The sequence below is a fragment of the Sorangium sp. So ce176 genome, assembly GCF_051519835.1.
In the GTDB taxonomy this organism is placed as follows: Bacteria; Myxococcota_A; Polyangia; order Polyangiales; family Polyangiaceae; genus Sorangium; species Sorangium cellulosum_G.
This window is the reverse complement of record NZ_CP150371.1, coordinates 10,501,096-10,516,484: the sequence shown is the minus strand read 5'-3', so window position 1 is coordinate 10,516,484 and position 15,389 is coordinate 10,501,096. Positions and strand designations below refer to the sequence as shown.

The following is a 15,389-nucleotide window of genomic DNA, read 5'->3' as shown; positions in this document are numbered from 1 at the left end:
GTCGGCGCGCCCCGGGGGCGGGCGCCGGAGCAGGGCGGGAACATGCTTCAAGTGCGCATCACGGGCGTCGCAATGTATCTTCCGGAGCGCGTCGTCACGAACCACGAGCTCGTCGCGAGCTACGGTCTCCCTTGCTCGGCCGACTGGCTGCAGCGGGCGACGGGGGTCCTGGAGCGGCGCTTCGCCGGCGCGGCGGAGACCACGCTGTCCATGGCCGCGGCGGTGCTGCGGCAGCTCATCGAGGCGGGGCGGCTCCGTGACCCGTTCGTCGATGTCGTCATCATGACGAGCGACGACGGCGCGCGGGGCGACGGCGGCGCGGCGGCGTTCGCCGCGTGCATGGCGGGCCTGTCGCCCGCGCTGGCGCTCGACCTCTCGTCCGCGCAGGGCGGCCTCGCCGCGGCGCTCCACGTGGCGAACAGGCACCTCGACGGGGGCTTCCGGCGCGCGCTCGTCGTCGCGAGCGAGGTGCGGTCGTCGCGCCTGCGCGCCGGGCGGCCGTGGGCCGGAAACGACCTCGAGGCGATCCTGGGCGACGGCGCCGTGGGCGTGCTGCTCGAGCGGGGCGACGGCCTCGCGGTCGACGCGCGCGGCGCGGCGCTGCTCGGGTCCCGCGCGGCGGCGCCGCTGCTCGGGCCCCGCGTGGCGGCGCCGCTGCTCGCCGCGCCTCACGCGAGCCGCGGATAGACCTCCTCCTCGAACAGCGCCTTCACCCCGTCCGCGGGGGCCTCGGCAACGAAGTCCTCGTGATCCTCCGCCGCCGGCACGCGGTATCCACCCCTCCAGGGCGCGACAGCGTTGAGCCACGCCGTGTGCTGGGTGAGCCCCGGCCGGAACGACGGGTGCCCGAGCTTGCAGAGCGGCCCGCGCGCCAGGTTCGTCGCGTCGAACACCCAGATCTCGGCCCGGTGCGCCGTCGCGACGAGCGCGACAACGTACCCGTCGGTGTCCGCCCCGCTGCCGCCGCGCCGCGGCACGAACTGCAGCGAGCTGATCCAGCACCCCACGGCGCGCCGCGGGAACTCGTGGCGATCCTCGATACGCATCGATCGGTGGTTGAACCGGAACAGGCTGTCGGGGTGCCCGCCCTCGGCGCGCATCCGCCGGAGCGCGGCCAGGGGGAGCGACCGGTGCGGGTGCGCCGCGTAGAGCCGGTCGATGAACTCGGTCGAGAGCTCGTCCCAGACCCCGACGCCGCGCCAGTAGACGTTCTCCAGGCGGTCGGGCGGCATCCACGACGCGCCTGTCTCCCGGTGCGCGTAGAGGCCGACGCCGAGCGCCCGCGCCGGGTCGGCGAACACCGCCTGATCCACGACGCGCTCGGCGGCCGCGTCGAGCGTGTACCGGCCGATCCTGTGCACGTCCGCCTGCCCGGGCGGGGACATCCCGCGGAGCCGCGGCGGCGCCGGGGCCTTGCTGGCCGCGTGCCGGTCGAAGGACCGCAGCCACTCCCCGTGATCTGTCGCGCAGCTGTGCGCCGCGTGCACGGTGATGCGGTCCCCCGCGTCCTCGTAATCGACGAGGAAATGGAGCGTCTCCAGGGGGACGACGACCTTCTTCACGACGGCCTGCCCGCCGCCTGGCCGCAGCGCGTCCCGCCGGACCAGGTAGAACGTCGTGCTCGGCTCCTGGGGCATGGTGAGCAGCGCGCGGAGGAGGCGCTCGACGCCGGGGCTCTCCGGCGCGCTCTGGCTGACAACGCTCTCCAGGCCGATCTTGGGCGCCGTGTCCGCGAGCACGACCCAGCGCCGCGTCAGCCCGAGCTGGTGCACGCTCTGCTCGATCCGCACCGGCGCGCCGCCCGGCAGGACGAGCTGGTGCCGCTCCGGCTCGTTGTGGCCGTCCCACCGCAGCAGGAACACGAAATCGCCCCCGGCCTCGGCGAGCGGGGTGCCGCCGAGGCGCGCCGCCTGCCGCGCCAGGAGGTCGCCCGGGCTTGGCGGCGCGCCCGGGCGCAGGCGCGCGGGCAGGAGCCCGAGCGCGCGCTTCGCGAACAGATCGAGCCGCTCCGCGCTCGGCCGGAGCATCTGCTGTTCGATCATCGACGCGGCCGCCGACGCGAGCCGGTCCCAGGAGCGCGGCAGCGCGCCGAGCTCGTCGAGCCACGGGAGCGACGCGAGGAAGCGGGGGAGGAGCGAGCGGCCGTGGTTGACGGTGAAGAGCTCGCCCCGCGCCGCGTCGAAGCACGGGTGCGCTGTCGCCAGCGTCACCGGAAACGGGTGATCGACGGGCACCGCCGGGTACCACGTGCTGTTGCGCCCGACCGGCGTGACGAGCTCCAGCGTCGCCGGGTCGATCTCGTAGGGTCTCCCGGTGTCGCCGGTGACGAGGAGGCGCGCCGGCGCGCGGGGCGCGTGCATGGGCACGAGCGCGTGGTTGAGGTGATTGCGCAGGCCGAGGTGGGGCGAGAAGCGGAGCCGCCCGGCGTCGCGGAAGCCGAGCGCCTCGAAGCGCGCGCCGGGCCGCGAGGCCGCGTCCGCGTGATAGCAAGGGGTGCGCGCGAGCCGCGACGTCAGCCGGACCGGGCCGCCCGTGTCGAAGTCGAGCCTGTAGATCATCCCATTGCCGTTCAGGATCGGCGCGCCGTCCGCCCCGGGCACGCCGCTATCGACCGAGCCCGCCGGCCCGATCGCGAATACATGGCCCGTGAGGTCCCTCGGCACGCCGCTCGAGAGCGACGATTCGAGCACGGTGAGCCCGACGTCCGTGAGCTCTTCCGCGCTCGCTTCCATCAATGCATCGGGGACCCGCTGGCGCATGGGCGACCTCGGACACACCACGCTACGCCAATCCGCGCGCCGCGGGGAGCGCGCCGCGCTGCGCTGCGCGATTTCAAGCGACGATTCCCGCCTGGGACGGAAACCCACGTGAAGGCCTCAGCGTGGAAGCCGAAGCGTCGACGCGCGGCGAGCGCTGGAATCGAGCCGGCGCGGCGCTCGCCGCCGCTCGCGGCCATTCCACCTCAGCTTCCACCTCCGCTTGCGCGCGCCTGCGCATTGCAGGGCAGATCTGCGCGAATGGCCCTGTTTTCCGCGCGCCGGTGCGCTCTCGGCGGCTTGCGAAGGCGCTTGTCGGCCCCATCTGTACGAACGCACCAGGAGGCACATGTTCGACCACGGGTTGACTGTCCTGAGGATCCGGGGAATCCCGATCAAGCTGCACATCACGCTGCTGATATTCCTGCCGTACGTCGCGTATGTGGCGGCGTCGCAGTTCTCGCTGATCGCGTCGTCGCTCGAGATCCCGCTCGAGTCGCTGCGCCTGCCGCCGCTCGCCTGGGGGGGGATCCTGGCGGTGGGGCTGTTCGTCGCGGTCCTGGCGCATGAGCTGGCCCACTCGTTCGTCGCGCTCAGGAATGGAGTCCGGGTGCGCTCGATCACGCTGATGATGCTGGGCGGCGTCTCGCTGATGGAGCGCGACGATCCCGAGCACGAGGCGTGGATGGCGTTCGCGGGGCCGCTGATGAGCTTTGGAATCGCGCTCGGCAGCTACGGCGCCTATCGGCTGCTCCCGGCGCCGGCGGAGGTCGGCGTGGCGCTCCTGGCGTTCGCGCTCACGAACGCGATCATCGGCGCGTTCAACTTGCTCCCCGCGTTCCCGATGGATGGCGGCCGGGTGCTGCGCGGGCTGCTCCTCCGCCGGCTCGGGCCGGTGCGCGCGACGCGCGTCGCCACCGCGGTCGGCAGGGGCATGGCGGTGGTCTTCGGGCTCTTCGGCCTGCTCTCGTGGAACTTCATCCTGGTGCTGGTCGCCGTGTTCGTCTACATGGGCGCCTCGGCCGAGCAGGCGCGCTCCAGCACGCGCGAGCTGCTCCGCGGCGTCCCTGTCGCGCGGTTCATGACCGATCGGCTCGGCGACGCCTATGCGGACGAGAGCCCTCGCGCGGTGGCCGAGCGGCTGCTGCGCAACAACCTGGTCGGCGCGCGGGTGATCGACGAGCCCGTGGGCGGCGAGGGGCGCCGGGAGATCGGCGTCGTCACGGTCTGGGACCTCGCGCGCCAGCTCGGGCGCGGCGCCGCGCCGGCGACGGTGGGCGCGGTGATGCCCGTCGACGTGCCCAGGGCGCGCGCCGACGACGACGCGTCCCGCTCGATCGACGCGCTGGCGAGCGGCGAGGCGAGCGCGGTCGCGGTGCTCGACGGGGGAGAGCACGTGATCGGGCTGGTGACGACGGCGGAGATCCAGCGCGCGCTCGCGCTCGCCGGCGCGCTCGGCGCGCGGCGCGCTGGCGGCTGAGCGCTCCGTCACCGGAGATCCCGAGTCGCGCCGCCCCGCGCTGGCACTCGCATTGCTGAGCTGCCCCGCGAGGAGCACGAATGTGAACCATGACATGAACCATGACGTGAAGAATGACGTGAAGCATGACGTGAAGCATGACGTCCAACTGAGCAACACGGTGACTTCGCTCGTGCGAAGACGGCCCACGTCTCTCTCCGTGGCGAGGTCCGTTCTCACGGCGGCTGCGCTCGGGCTCGGCGCCTCGCTGCTCACGGGGTGCCTCGCGACGGTCGGGACGGAGGGCTATGTCGTGTCCGGCTATCCGGCGGTGCGCGCGGAGGCCGTCCCGGTGGAGATCGCGGCCTATCCGCGCGTCTATTTCCGCGGGACCTACGCGTACCTGGTCGACGGCCAGTGGTATTACCCCACGAACCGGGGCTGGGTGATCTTCGAGAAGGAGCCGGTGGAGCTCAGGCGCTACCGGCAGACGTACCGGGCGTCGCCGCGGTACGTGCCGGAGCGCGAGCTGAGCTATCCGCGCGAGCGGGGGCGCCGTCATTACACGCCGCGTTGACGGCGGGGCAGCAGCGAAAGGACGGGTTCGAGGATGAATCAGGAGAAGAGCGTCTTTCCCCTCTGCGGTCTCGCCTTATCGGGCTTCCTAGCCGCGGGCTGCATCGTCGACGTGCGGGACGGGGCCAGTCCCCGGCAAGCCGTCGGGAGCCTCACGGTCGAGTGGACGGTGAACCGCAGGAGCGACCCGCGGGTCTGCGACCGTTACGGCGGCCGCCAGGGCGCCGATTTCGAGCTGATCGTCTACAGGGGCAGCCGCGAGGTGGCGAGGGAGTACGCGAGCTGCGAGGACTTCAGCATCACGGTGGATCTCCCGCCCGACGAGTACAGGGCCATTGCCACGCTCGTGGAGCGGGGCGACGAGCGCCCTGTCACCACGACGCTGCCGCTCGAGAACCTCCGCATCGTGAGGGGAGCTCAGCTCAACATCGACGTCGACTTCCCGTCGACCTCGTTCCTCTAGACCAGGCCATCGACGGGCGCGAGAGCCCGAGAGATGAACCACAGAGAGAGATTGAACCACAGAGGCACAGAGAGCACAGAGGAAGAGAGAAGATAAAAACTTTTCTCCTTCTTCCCTCTGTGTCCTCTGTGCCTCTGTGGTTCGAATTCTCTCTCGGGATCTCCAGCGCTCAGCCCGATCGAGGAATGGTGAGCCGCACCCGCGTCTCGCCCCGCGGCCCGTCCTCGAGGGTGAGCCCGTAGTTCGTGTGCGCCGCGATCGCGTGCGCCGCGATGAGCGGCACCGCCGGGGGCCGCCCCTGCGCGACCGCCTCGAAGTCGCGGCTCAGCACCACGCTCCGCGCCGCGGCAGGGAGCGTCGGGCCCGCGTCGTCGAAGGTGATCTCGACCCCGCTCGGGGTCTCGACGAGCGTGACCACCACCTCGCTGCCCGGCGGCGACGCGCTGATGGCGTGGTCGAGCAGCGCGTGCAGCAGCACCGTCAGCGCGCCCTGCGGCACCACCTCCTGCGTCGCCTCCGGCGACTCGAGCACCACGCGCACGTCGTGGCGGGCGGCGCGCGCGACGTCGTCCTTCACCACGTCGCGCAGCAGGTCGGCCACGTCGCAGTGGCGCGGGAACTCGTGGAGCGGGCACGCGCCCAACCTCGCGAGATCACTCACGGTTTCCGAGGCCGCGGTCACGTGGCGCCCGACCGACGAGGCCGTCTCGCCCACGTCGCCGCCGTGGCTCCGGAGCGGCGCGATGTCGCGGCCGATCGCCGACAGGATGCCGCGGAGCTGCGTCCCGAGCACGCGCGCCGCGGCGACGAGCACAGCGAGGCTGTCGCCGCTCGGCGGCAGGTGCGACACCGGATCGCTGCCGAGCCGCGAGACGACGCCCGCCAGCGACCCGCGCTCGCGCTCGCCCTCGACCCGCGAGAACACAGCGGCGAGCTCGCGCGCGTAGGCCTCGCCCTGCGCCTGCGCCGCGGCCAGCTCCTTCTTGAGGCTCTCGACCTCGAGGCGCTGCTGGTCGATCTCCGCGGGCAGCGTCAGCGTCTGCATCAGGCCGTCGAGCTCGAGCCGGCCGCCGTAGCGGAGCGCCATCCGCGACAGCCACACCCGCTCGGTCTCGAAGTTCACGGGCGTCTCCGGGCCGAGGTTGACGCGGACGCTCACCTCCTCGCCGACGCGGCGGATGCTCACCTCGGGCGCGCCGGCCTGGCTTGTCGGATCGCCGCCCTGGGCGATGAGCACCTGGAGCATCCGCCGGAGCTCGGTCTCGTCGCCGAATACGGTGGTGCCCTCGCCCATCTCGATCTGCACGCGCGCCTCGGGCGCGACCTCCCAGAGGAGGGCCGTGAGGTCGACGCGGCCGCGCCGCCCGCGCGCCATGGGCCGGCCGTGGAGCGACGCGAGCATGCTCACCGCCTCGTCGAGCCGGTTGAGCGTGCTCTCGACGCCGCCGGCGCCGTCTTCCTGCGACGGCAGCGGCGGCGGCGTGGCCTCGGTCGCGATCATCCCCACGCCTTGGCGGAGCTTCTGGGCGGCGCTGCGCGCCTCCTGCGCCAGCAGCCACGTCAGCTCGGGTCGGGTCAATCTGTCGCTGGTCACCCTGTTGTCCCTCTGTCCGCCGCGCTCCGCGGATTCGCGCGCCATGATGCCAGACGTGGCGGTGCCCTGCTACGCTCATTGCCGCTCACCTCGCTCGATGCAGATCCCCTCGACCTCCTCTGCCTCTGCTTCCTTCTGGATGCGTATCGCGCTTCTCGGCGCCGCCTGGTGCGCGGCCGCGACGGCGGCCCTGACGGGCGCCGCCTGCAGCTCGAGCGCCCCGAGCCCGTTCCCGTCGACCGGCGGAGCGGGCGGGGCCGGCGGCGAGGGCGGCGCCGGCGGTGAAGGGGGCGGGCTCGCTCCTGCGGACCCGACGCTCGGCGGCCCGTGCGTCGACGACGAACAGTGCGAGGACGGATTTCCCTGCACCTTCGACGCGTGCGACACCGCCGCAGGGCGGTGCCGCTTCACGCCGGACGACAGCGCGTGTCAGAACGACGTCTACTGCGACGGGGTCGAGCGCTGCAACCCGCAGCTCGGCTGCGTGCGCGGCGAGCCGATCGGGTGCAGCGACGGAAGCTCGTGCACGATCGACGCGTGCGACGAGCGGACGAGGACGTGCTCGAGCGCGCCGCGCGACGCCGATCTCGACGGCGATCCCGACGCGCACTGCGGCGGGGGCGACTGCGATGACGCCGATCCCGCGACGTCCTCGTCACAGCCCGAGGTCTGCGGGAACGAGCGCGACGACGACTGCGACGGCGACACGGATGAGGACGACTGCGTATCCCCTGAGCACGACACCTGCGCCGACGCGCTCGAGATCTCGGTGCCGGGCTCGTACGCGATGACGACGGCGGGCGCGGGCTTCCACTACGCCAGCGCGTGCGGCCTGCCCCGCCCGGCGAGCACGCGCGACGTCGTGGCCGCGGTGCTCTTGCCGCCGGGGCCGCCCGTCGACGTGCAGGTGACGGCGCGGACCCAGGGCACGGACGTCGCGGTGACGCTCGCCGGCCAGTGCGGCGACGCCGCGACGGAGCTCGCGTGCGGCCGCCCGTTCGCGACGACGGACGGCGGCAGGCTCGCGAAGCTCCGCGCCCGCGGCCTCGGCGATCCGGAGCGGACGACGGCGCTGCCGGTCTACGTGACGACCGCGGAGGGCGCGCCGGTGCTCGTCGACGTCGCGTTCCTCCCGCCCTCGCCGGCGCCCGAGAACGAGACGTGCGGCACGGCGGCGCCGATCGCGCCGGGCGAGCCGGTGCTGGCGACGATCCTCGACGCCGCCCGGGATCTCGGGGGCGCGTGCGAGACCGAGCTCGGGGAGCTCGTCTACACGTTCGAGCTCACCGAGCCCCGGGACGTCGACGTCTATGCGGTCTCGACCGACGGCGACGGCGCGCCCTCGCTCTCGCTGCGGACCGCCGCGTGCGCGCTGCCCGAGGACGAGCTCGCCTGCCAGACCGCCGCGGCGCCGCACCTCTTCCGGCGCGCGTTGCCCGCGGGGAGCTACGCGATCGCTGTCTCCGCGACGGCGCCGACGTCGGCGCTCGTCACGCTGGAGCTCTCGCCGCCGACCGAGCCGCCGCCCGACGAGGGGTGCGCTTCGGAGGCGGCGCTCGAGCCGAACCGGACGGTCGCCGTGTCGCTCGTCGGCCACCAGGACGACGTGGATCTCGGCTGCGGCCCGGCGGCGGTCGACGCGGTGTACGCGCTCGAGCTGCCTGTCGCCTCCGACGTGCTCCTCGTCGAGGAGCTGTCGTCCGGCGACACCGGCGCGATCGCCCTGTCCGCGCCGGCGTGCGGCGGCCCGGGCGACCGGCTCGCGTGCGGCGAGGGGGAGGTCTCCCCGCTCCGGAGCGCGCGGCGCGGCCTCGCGGCGGGCTCGTACCGCGTCGTGGCGGAGTCGCAGCTCGGCCAGCCGGTGAGCGTGACGGCGTTCGTGCGGCCCGCGGCGCCGCCCACGCTCGTCCCGTTCTCCGACGCGTGCGAGGGCGCGCTGGAGATCCCCGAGTCCGGCGGCTTCTTCCAGGGCAACACGACCAACGCCGCCGCGGACTTCGACGCGGGCTGCGACAGCGCCGGCATCGAGGATCGCGGCGCGCGGGACCAGCTCCTGAAGCTCACGCTCTCCGCGCGCCGGCGGGTCGTGCTCGACATGGCCGGGTCGAGCTACGAGACGCTGCTCTCGGTCCGCCGCGGCCCGACCTGCCCCGGCACCGAAATGCCGCGTTCCTGCACGATCGGTGTGGGCCCCCAGCGGAGCTTCCTCGATCTCGTGCTCGATCCGGGCGTCTATTACCTCCAGATCGACGGCCACGCGATGGCGCACGGCCTGTGGTTCCTCGACGTGCGGGTCGTGGATCCCGGCGACGCGGCCGATCCGTGACCCGCGGCCCTTTGCAAGCTCCCCCTGTCCCTTGCTAACGTCGCCCTGATGTTCGGCCGGATCTCCGCGATCGCGCTCAACACCTACAGGGAGTCGCTCCGGGCGCGCATCCTGATCGGCCTCGCGGGCGTCGCGTTCGCCGTCGCCTTCTACGCGATCATCGTCGGGGCCTACACGCTCCGCAACGGGCCGCGCGTCGTCAGCGATCTGGGCGTCGCGTCGCTGTCGCTGTTCAGCATCGCTGTCGCTGTCATCATCGGCGCGACGTCGCTCTACCGGGAGCTCGAGCAGAAGACGATCTTCCCGATCCTCGCCCGCCCCATGCGGCGGGGCGAGTACCTCGTCGGCAAGTACCTCGGCACGCTGCTCACGCTCGCGGTGTTCATCCTGGCGGACGCGGGGCTCGTGCTGCTGATCAGCGGCGTGCTGGCCGGCCGTCCTGCGGCGCTCGTGGCGGGCGCCGGGGCCGCCTCGCTCGCGGTGCTCGGCTTCGCGGCGTGGCGCTCCCCTGCGGCGCGCACGTACGGGTTCATCCCGTGGTCGGTTGTCTTCCTCGCGCTCGGCGTGCTCTTCTCGGCCGCCGCCCCCACGGAGCGGCGCGTCGTGCTCGCCGGCAGCGCGCTCGCGTTCCTCGAGGTGGGCATCGTCGCGGCGATCGCCACGCTGTTCTCGTCGTTCTCGACGCCGTTCCTGTCGTCGCTGCTCACGCTGGGCCTCTTCCTTGTCGGTCGCAACGCCGACTCGCTCGCGCGGCTGCCGGTGAAGTACTTCGGCCCGCAGATCAGCGCCGCGGGGCGCGCGCTGTCCCGGGTCGTGCCGAACCTGCAGATCTACGTGCCGCCCCGCCCGCTGCTCGCGGGCGAGGTCGCCGACGCGAACCTCCTCGTGTACCTCGGCTGGGCGGCGATCACGTGCGTCGGCTGGGCGCTCGGCCTCCTGGCTGTCGCGACGTTCGTCTTCAAGAAGCGCGACTTTCTGTGAAGCTCCCGGTCGTGCTCGGCGTCCTGCGCGGCCTCGCGCTCGTCGGTTTCCTCCTTGGCGCGGCGTCGTTGCGCGTGGTTGTCGCGGGCGAGGGGGAGATCGCCGAGAGCACGGAGGCCCTGCGCGCCGGCGATCCGCACGCCGCGGCGCTCCATGCCCGGCGGGCGGCGGGCTGGTACGCGCCCGGCGCCCCGCACGTCCGGGTGGCGTACGAGCGGCTCATCGCGCTCGCGACGGCGGCCGAGGGCCTCGGCCAGGCCGACCTCGCGCTCTTCGCCTGGCGCGGGGTGCGCACGGCCGCCCTGGAGACGCGGTGGCTCACGACGCCGCACGCCGGGGACCTGGCGCAGGCCAACGCCGCGATCGCCCGGCTCTCGGCGGCGGCGCCTCGCCCGCCGGGGACGCGGACCGAGCCTGCGGCCGTGGTGGCGCGGGAGCACCTCGAGGCGCTCGCGCGCGACGACGCGCCGCGGGTCGGCTGGGTGGCGGCGCTGGTCGCGGCCTTCGTGGCGTGGGTGGTCGGGGCGATCTGGGTGGTGCGGCGCGCGGTCACGGTGACGGGCCAGTGGGTCTGGCCGCGGGCCGCCCCGGGGCTCGCTGTCTGCGCGGCCGGCGTCGCGGTGTGGCTGCTGGCGATCTGGCAGGCCTGAGGTCGCCGCGAGACGGGCGGATCGGGGCGAGTCGGGCGGATCGGGGCGAAACGGGGCGGCGGGGCGAAATGGGGCGGAGCGGGGCGGGCGGTCAGGGCCGCGACGCCGGGAATCCGCCGCACGGGACGACTGCTGATCGTGGCACGCGGCATTGCAATGCTGCGGAGCGCGACACATCGATCTCCGGGAGCTCCGGGAGCGGCGTTTGCGGCGCTCGTTCCGTGGGTTCCGTGGGTTCCGCGGGAGCGGCGCGCGCGGCGTTCCGCTTCGTGGAGCGGTGTTCGCAGCGCTCCATTTCAGGGTTCCGAGGAGGTAACGAAGTTCATGAAGAATCAGATCAAGACGATCCTGTTGCTCGGCATCATGTCGGCAATCCTTGTGTCCATCGGCGGGGCGCTCGGGCCGGGGTACCTCGTCTTGTTCGGCGTGCTCGCGCTCGCGATGAACCTGGGCGCCTATTTTATGTCGGATCGTATCGTGCTCGCGATGCACAGGGCCGCCGAGGTCTCGCCGGACGAGGCGCCGGGCCTGCACCGGATGGTGGAGGAGCTCTCGCGTCGGGCGGAGATCCCGAAGCCGCGCGTCTACGTCATTCCGGACGCGCAGCCGAACGCCTTTGCCACCGGGCGCAACCCGGAGCACGGCGTGGTCGCCGTGACCGAGGGGATCCTGCAGCTCCTGAGCGAGCGCGAGCTGCGGGGCGTGCTGGCGCACGAGATCGCGCACATCAAGAACCGCGACATCCTTGTGTCGACCATCGCGGCGGCGTTCGCCTCGGGCATCACGTCGATCGCCCACGCGGTGAGCCTCGCCGGGCTCTTCGGCGGCGGGCAGTCCGACGAGGAGGAGGGCGGCGGCCTGCTCGGCGGCCTGGCCCTCGCGATCGTCGCCCCGATCGCGGCCACGCTCGTGCAGCTCGGCATCTCGCGCTCGCGCGAGTACCTGGCGGACGAGGTGGGGGCGAGGCTGTGCGGCGACCCGGAGGCGCTCGCCAGCGCGCTCTCGAGGCTGGAGCGCGGGGTCGAGCTCGTGCCCTCCGAGGCCGGGCGCCCGGCGACGGCGAGCCTGTTCATCGTGAGCCCGCTCGCCGGGGCGAGCTCGCTGCTGAAGTGGTTCTCGACGCACCCGACGACCGAGGAGCGCGTGAGCCGGCTGCTGTCGATGGCCGCGAGCGGCAGCGGCGCGGCCAGGAGCTGGGCGAGGTCGATGGCGTGACGGCGGGCGCGTCGAGCGGGCGGGGAAGAACGGAGGCTCTCGGCGACCTCCTCCGCGCAGATCGGCGGCGCGGAGGAGCGGGACAGCTCAGGAGCGCAGACCGAGCAGCCGGTCCCGATGGATCGTATAGGCCCGCTGCCACGCCTCCCCCGCACGGGATTCCTGCGCGATCCGCGCTCGCCAGTGCTCGTCCGTCTGCGCTCGTGTTGCCTCCGTGAGCCCGTAACGCGCGACGATCTCGGCCGTCTTGCCAGGGGCGACCGCGATCTCGGCGCACATCGACGCATGCTGCTCGAGCGACAGCACCGCCGCGCTGGCCGTGCTGAGTGGCTGTGACGCGGCAGCTCGTGCCGCCCCGCGGCTGTCCCCAGGGTGCGCCGATCCGGGGGCGGCCGCCGCCGCCGCAGGGCGCGTCGCGCCGCTCCCCGATCCGTGCTTTACGGGCGCCGCCGGTGACCCCGGACGGACCTCGGCGGGGAGCGCGGCGCCCTTCGGCGCTGCGTTGAAGGGCAGCGGATTGCGCTGGCCGAGCGCTGACGCCACGGCGGTCGACAGATCGGCGGTGTGGCCCCCGGGCGGGAACGCCGATCGGGGCGGAGGCGCGGCCGCTCGCGCGGCGCTCTCCGCGAAGGACGCGGCGCGTTCGTTGAGGCCGCCCGGTCCTGCGGCCGTCCGGGGCGCGAACGGGAGCGCCGGCCCGCGCGACGCGGTCGGCGCTGTCTCGACCGTCTCCCGCAAGCTCGTGAAGTGCCGCATTCCTGCCGGGACGACCGCCAGCGCCGGGGGCGCTGGCGGCGAGACATCGGGAGGCGCGTTGGTAGGCAAAGGGCCGAGCGACGCGAGCGTTGGCTGCTCGCGCTCGAGGCGCGTCTCGGCGGCGGTGAACGCTCGACAGAAGCGGTTCGAGAGCGCCTCGCCGCCGTCGGCGCTCTCCTCGGCGAGCGCGTCGGTCCACCCGCACACCGCGGCGTCCCAGTCCGCGTCCGCGATCGTCAGGCGGGCGAGGACCTCCGCCTTGGCGAACCGCGGGAAGCGGCGCAGGTGCGCGGAGAGCTCGCCGTATCGCTCGATGGTCAGCCCGCCATGCGTCGTCTCGCGGGCATCGGCCGGCGTCGTTCCGGGCAGCTGCGATGCGTCTCTGGCCATCTTCCTGGTTCCTCCACCGCGCGCCGTCCCAGAGCGGGGGCCCGCTCCGCGCGACCCGATCAGCTGTTGAGATTCACGACCGCGCCCTTGATGGTCACGGTCCCATCGCCGGCGACGTTGACCGTCCCTCCGGAGACGTTGACCGTGCCGCCCTTGATCGAGATCGAGTTGCCGCCGTTGATCAGGACCGTCGCGGCGCCGTTGACCTCGACGAGCGCGGCGCCGGCCCGGAGCTTCGGGCCTCCCTTGATGTCGATCCAGGGCGCGTCCACGTTGATGTTCCCTTCGCCCGTGATCTCGATGACCGGCGCGCCCAGCGAGAGATGGGACCCGGCCGTGATGGTGTTGTTGCCGCCCGCGCCGAGCGACATGTTGTCTCCGGCCGATCCAGTGAGCGTCGTCCCGGCCGAGAGGGTCATCTCGGCGCCGGAGCGGACGGCGACCGTCGTCCCGGCGCTCTGCGTGATCGCTCCCGCGCTGGTCGACTGCGAGCCTGCGACCTGCGTGCTCTGATCGCCGCCCACCTCGGTCGCGTCGTCGACGCCCACGGTCCTGCGCGCGCTACGCGTGACCTCCGTGGTGAGATCGCGCGCCGCGTGCAGGCGGATCTCCTCCTCGCCCTGGGCATCCTCGAACGACAGCAGGTTGTAGTTGCCGTTGAAGGGGCTCGTGTAGCTCTTGATGGCGCTGTAGGTCGGCCGCTTCGTCGCGTTCTCCGGCGGGAGGTTGATCCCGTTGTAGACGCGCCCGGTGATCAGCGGCCGATCGGGGTCGCCTTCGAGGAAGTCGACGACCACCTCGTCGCCGACGCGCGGATGCCAGATGGCGCCGTGCCCGCGGCCGCCGGCGAACATCTGGCTGACGCGTACCCAGCACGAGGTCGCCTCCTTCGCGTGGCGGCCGACGTCGATGTCCCAGTGGAAGCGCACGCGCACGCAGCCGATGGCCGAGGGCCCGCCGACGTTGATCTCGGCGTCCTGATCGGACGGCTCCGCGGTGACTACCCCTGTCTGACTGCCGTGGATCCGCGGCCGGGGCGCGACGCGGGCCGGGACGAAGCGAGAGGGGGCATCCTCCCCGCTCCGGCCGCACCGGATGGCCTCGAAGCGGCAGCGGTAGGGCTCCTGCCCGGCGGGAGCTGCGAAGTAGCCCGGCTCGTGCGCGGAGTGCTCGATCGCGGTGACGAGGTAGGACCCGCTCCACTTCGATGTCGGGTGCTCGAGCGTGAACAGCGTCCCGGCGCCAAGCAGCCGGCACGCCCCGCTCGCCGCTGCCCACTCTCGGTCGGCGTCGAGGCGCAGCGCCCGCTGCTCCGCGAGGCGCTCCCCTGTCTCCCTGGACTCCTCGTAGCGGCCGGGGTGCTCGTACACCGCGGATTCCGTGGCGCCGGCCGGCGCCGACGCGAGCAGATCGAGCTTCGGCTTGCGCCAGTTGTAGTCGTTGAGGACGACCGACGTCGGCTGCACGCGGCTCCCCATCCGGACGTCGCTCACCTTCCGCGCGAGGATGCCGGGGCCGAGCGGCCGTGCTGGATCGAGCCGCGGGCGCCCGCCGTCGTTGTCGCTGAGCACGAGGACACACTCGCCCTTCGTGTGCTCGAAATGGTACGAGATGCCCTCCTCTTCGAGGAGACGAGACACGAAGTCGAAGTCGCTCTCCTGATACTGCACGCAGTACGATCGTGCCGTCACGTCGGCGATCCGGCCCATGTCGATGACGCGCCACGCGAAGGTCGCCTTCGCCGGCCTGAACGTGCTCTCGTCGCCGTCGTCCTCGGCTGGCTGGCCTGAAGAGGCGACGAGCCCGGCGCCCCACGAGGTGCGGGCGAGCACCGATTCGACGATCTGCTGGATGGTCTTCTCGAGATATATGATGCTCTTTTTCAGCATCGTCGCGCGCCAGAACGGCGGCGCGAGCGTGACGCGGTAGCGCGTGCCCAGCTGGACCTCACCCAGCTCCTCGGCGGCCGAGATCTGTCCATGGATGAGCCGGAAAGGGGGACTGTCCTTTGTCGCGATCCGGAGGGAGGCGAGCTTCCCCACGAGATCCGTCACATCGACGTCCGGCGTATGGTGCAGGCGCACGAGATCGATCTCGAACGCATATAGCCCGCTGATCGACTCGCGTCCGCGGAATTCCAGCACCCGGAGATGGTGCCACGGACCGTCGTCGGAGCGGTTCGCCCCTTCCCATGCGAAGCTGAAGTCGCTGGCCATGCTGGTC

The 15,389-nt window shown here is 72.9% G+C and carries 12 protein-coding genes; 8 read left to right on the top strand and 4 right to left on the bottom strand.

The genetic code is table 11. The annotated features are described in order from the left end of the window. Positions 1-42 precede the first annotated feature (42 nt). Complete coding sequence (locus WMF42_RS39765) at positions 43-687, top strand: hypothetical protein (RefSeq protein ID WP_061612808.1); 645 nt, start codon at positions 43-45, stop codon at positions 685-687. Here the strand turns inward: WMF42_RS39765 and WMF42_RS39760 are convergent. Further along, complete coding sequence (locus WMF42_RS39760; protein WP_061612809.1) at positions 669-2,759, bottom strand: carotenoid oxygenase family protein; 2,091 nt, start codon at positions 2,757-2,759, stop codon at positions 669-671. The two genes, WMF42_RS39765 and WMF42_RS39760, sit on opposite strands and share 19 nt — an antisense overlap. Positions 2,760-3,105: 346 nt before the next feature. Here WMF42_RS39760 and WMF42_RS39755 point away from each other — a divergent pair, with 346 nt between their 5' ends. The 3 genes from WMF42_RS39755 (at position 3,106) to WMF42_RS39745 (ending at position 5,254) form a co-directional block, all read left to right on the top strand. After that, positions 3,106-4,236 (top strand): site-2 protease family protein, encoded by a 1,131-nt coding sequence (locus WMF42_RS39755; protein WP_437688307.1) that lies wholly within the window; start codon positions 3,106-3,108, stop codon positions 4,234-4,236. Positions 4,237-4,435: 199 nt separating this feature from the next. Beyond that, positions 4,436-4,792, top strand: a complete 357-nt coding sequence (locus tag WMF42_RS39750; RefSeq protein WP_437688306.1) for a hypothetical protein — start codon at positions 4,436-4,438, stop codon at positions 4,790-4,792. Between the two features lie 33 nt (positions 4,793-4,825). After that, positions 4,826-5,254, top strand: a complete 429-nt coding sequence (locus tag WMF42_RS39745) for a hypothetical protein (protein WP_061612811.1) — start codon at positions 4,826-4,828, stop codon at positions 5,252-5,254. Positions 5,255-5,423: 169 nt separating this feature from the next. Here the strand turns inward: WMF42_RS39745 and WMF42_RS39740 are convergent, their stop codons facing one another. After that, positions 5,424-6,848, bottom strand: coding sequence for a sensor histidine kinase (locus WMF42_RS39740; protein ID WP_233562616.1), 1,425 nt, complete (start codon positions 6,846-6,848; stop codon positions 5,424-5,426). Positions 6,849-6,987: 139 nt separating this feature from the next. Between WMF42_RS39740 and WMF42_RS39735 the strand changes: the two genes are divergently transcribed. The 4 genes from WMF42_RS39735 (at position 6,988) to WMF42_RS39720 (ending at position 12,020) form a co-directional block, all read left to right on the top strand. Next, positions 6,988-9,174, top strand: a complete 2,187-nt coding sequence (locus tag WMF42_RS39735; RefSeq protein WP_437688305.1) for a MopE-related protein — start codon at positions 6,988-6,990, stop codon at positions 9,172-9,174. A gap of 48 nt (positions 9,175-9,222) precedes the next feature. Next, a complete protein-coding gene (locus tag WMF42_RS39730; RefSeq protein WP_061612813.1) occupies positions 9,223-10,155 on the top strand; it encodes an ABC transporter permease in 933 nt (310 codons plus the stop codon). Then, on the top strand, positions 10,152-10,805 hold the full coding sequence (locus WMF42_RS39725; protein WP_061612814.1) for a hypothetical protein: 654 nt from the start codon (positions 10,152-10,154) through the stop codon (positions 10,803-10,805). The genes WMF42_RS39730 and WMF42_RS39725 overlap by 4 nt, the downstream gene beginning before the upstream one ends. A gap of 324 nt (positions 10,806-11,129) precedes the next feature. Continuing rightward, the gene (locus WMF42_RS39720) at positions 11,130-12,020 is read left to right on the top strand and encodes a zinc metalloprotease HtpX (protein ID WP_437688304.1); all 891 of its coding nucleotides are present in this window, start codon (positions 11,130-11,132) and stop codon (positions 12,018-12,020) included. An 87-nt stretch (positions 12,021-12,107) separates the two neighbouring features. Here the strand turns inward: WMF42_RS39720 and WMF42_RS39715 are convergent, their stop codons facing one another. Together WMF42_RS39715 and WMF42_RS39710 are read right to left on the bottom strand one after the other, a co-directional pair. After that, complete coding sequence (locus WMF42_RS39715) at positions 12,108-13,166, bottom strand: hypothetical protein (RefSeq protein WP_437688303.1); 1,059 nt, start codon at positions 13,164-13,166, stop codon at positions 12,108-12,110. A gap of 59 nt (positions 13,167-13,225) precedes the next feature. Then, positions 13,226-15,382 carry a type VI secretion system Vgr family protein gene (locus WMF42_RS39710; RefSeq protein WP_437688302.1) on the bottom strand — a complete coding sequence of 719 codons (2,157 nt, stop codon included), beginning with the start codon at positions 15,380-15,382 and terminating at the stop codon, positions 13,226-13,228. Positions 15,383-15,389: the final 7 nt, after the last annotated feature.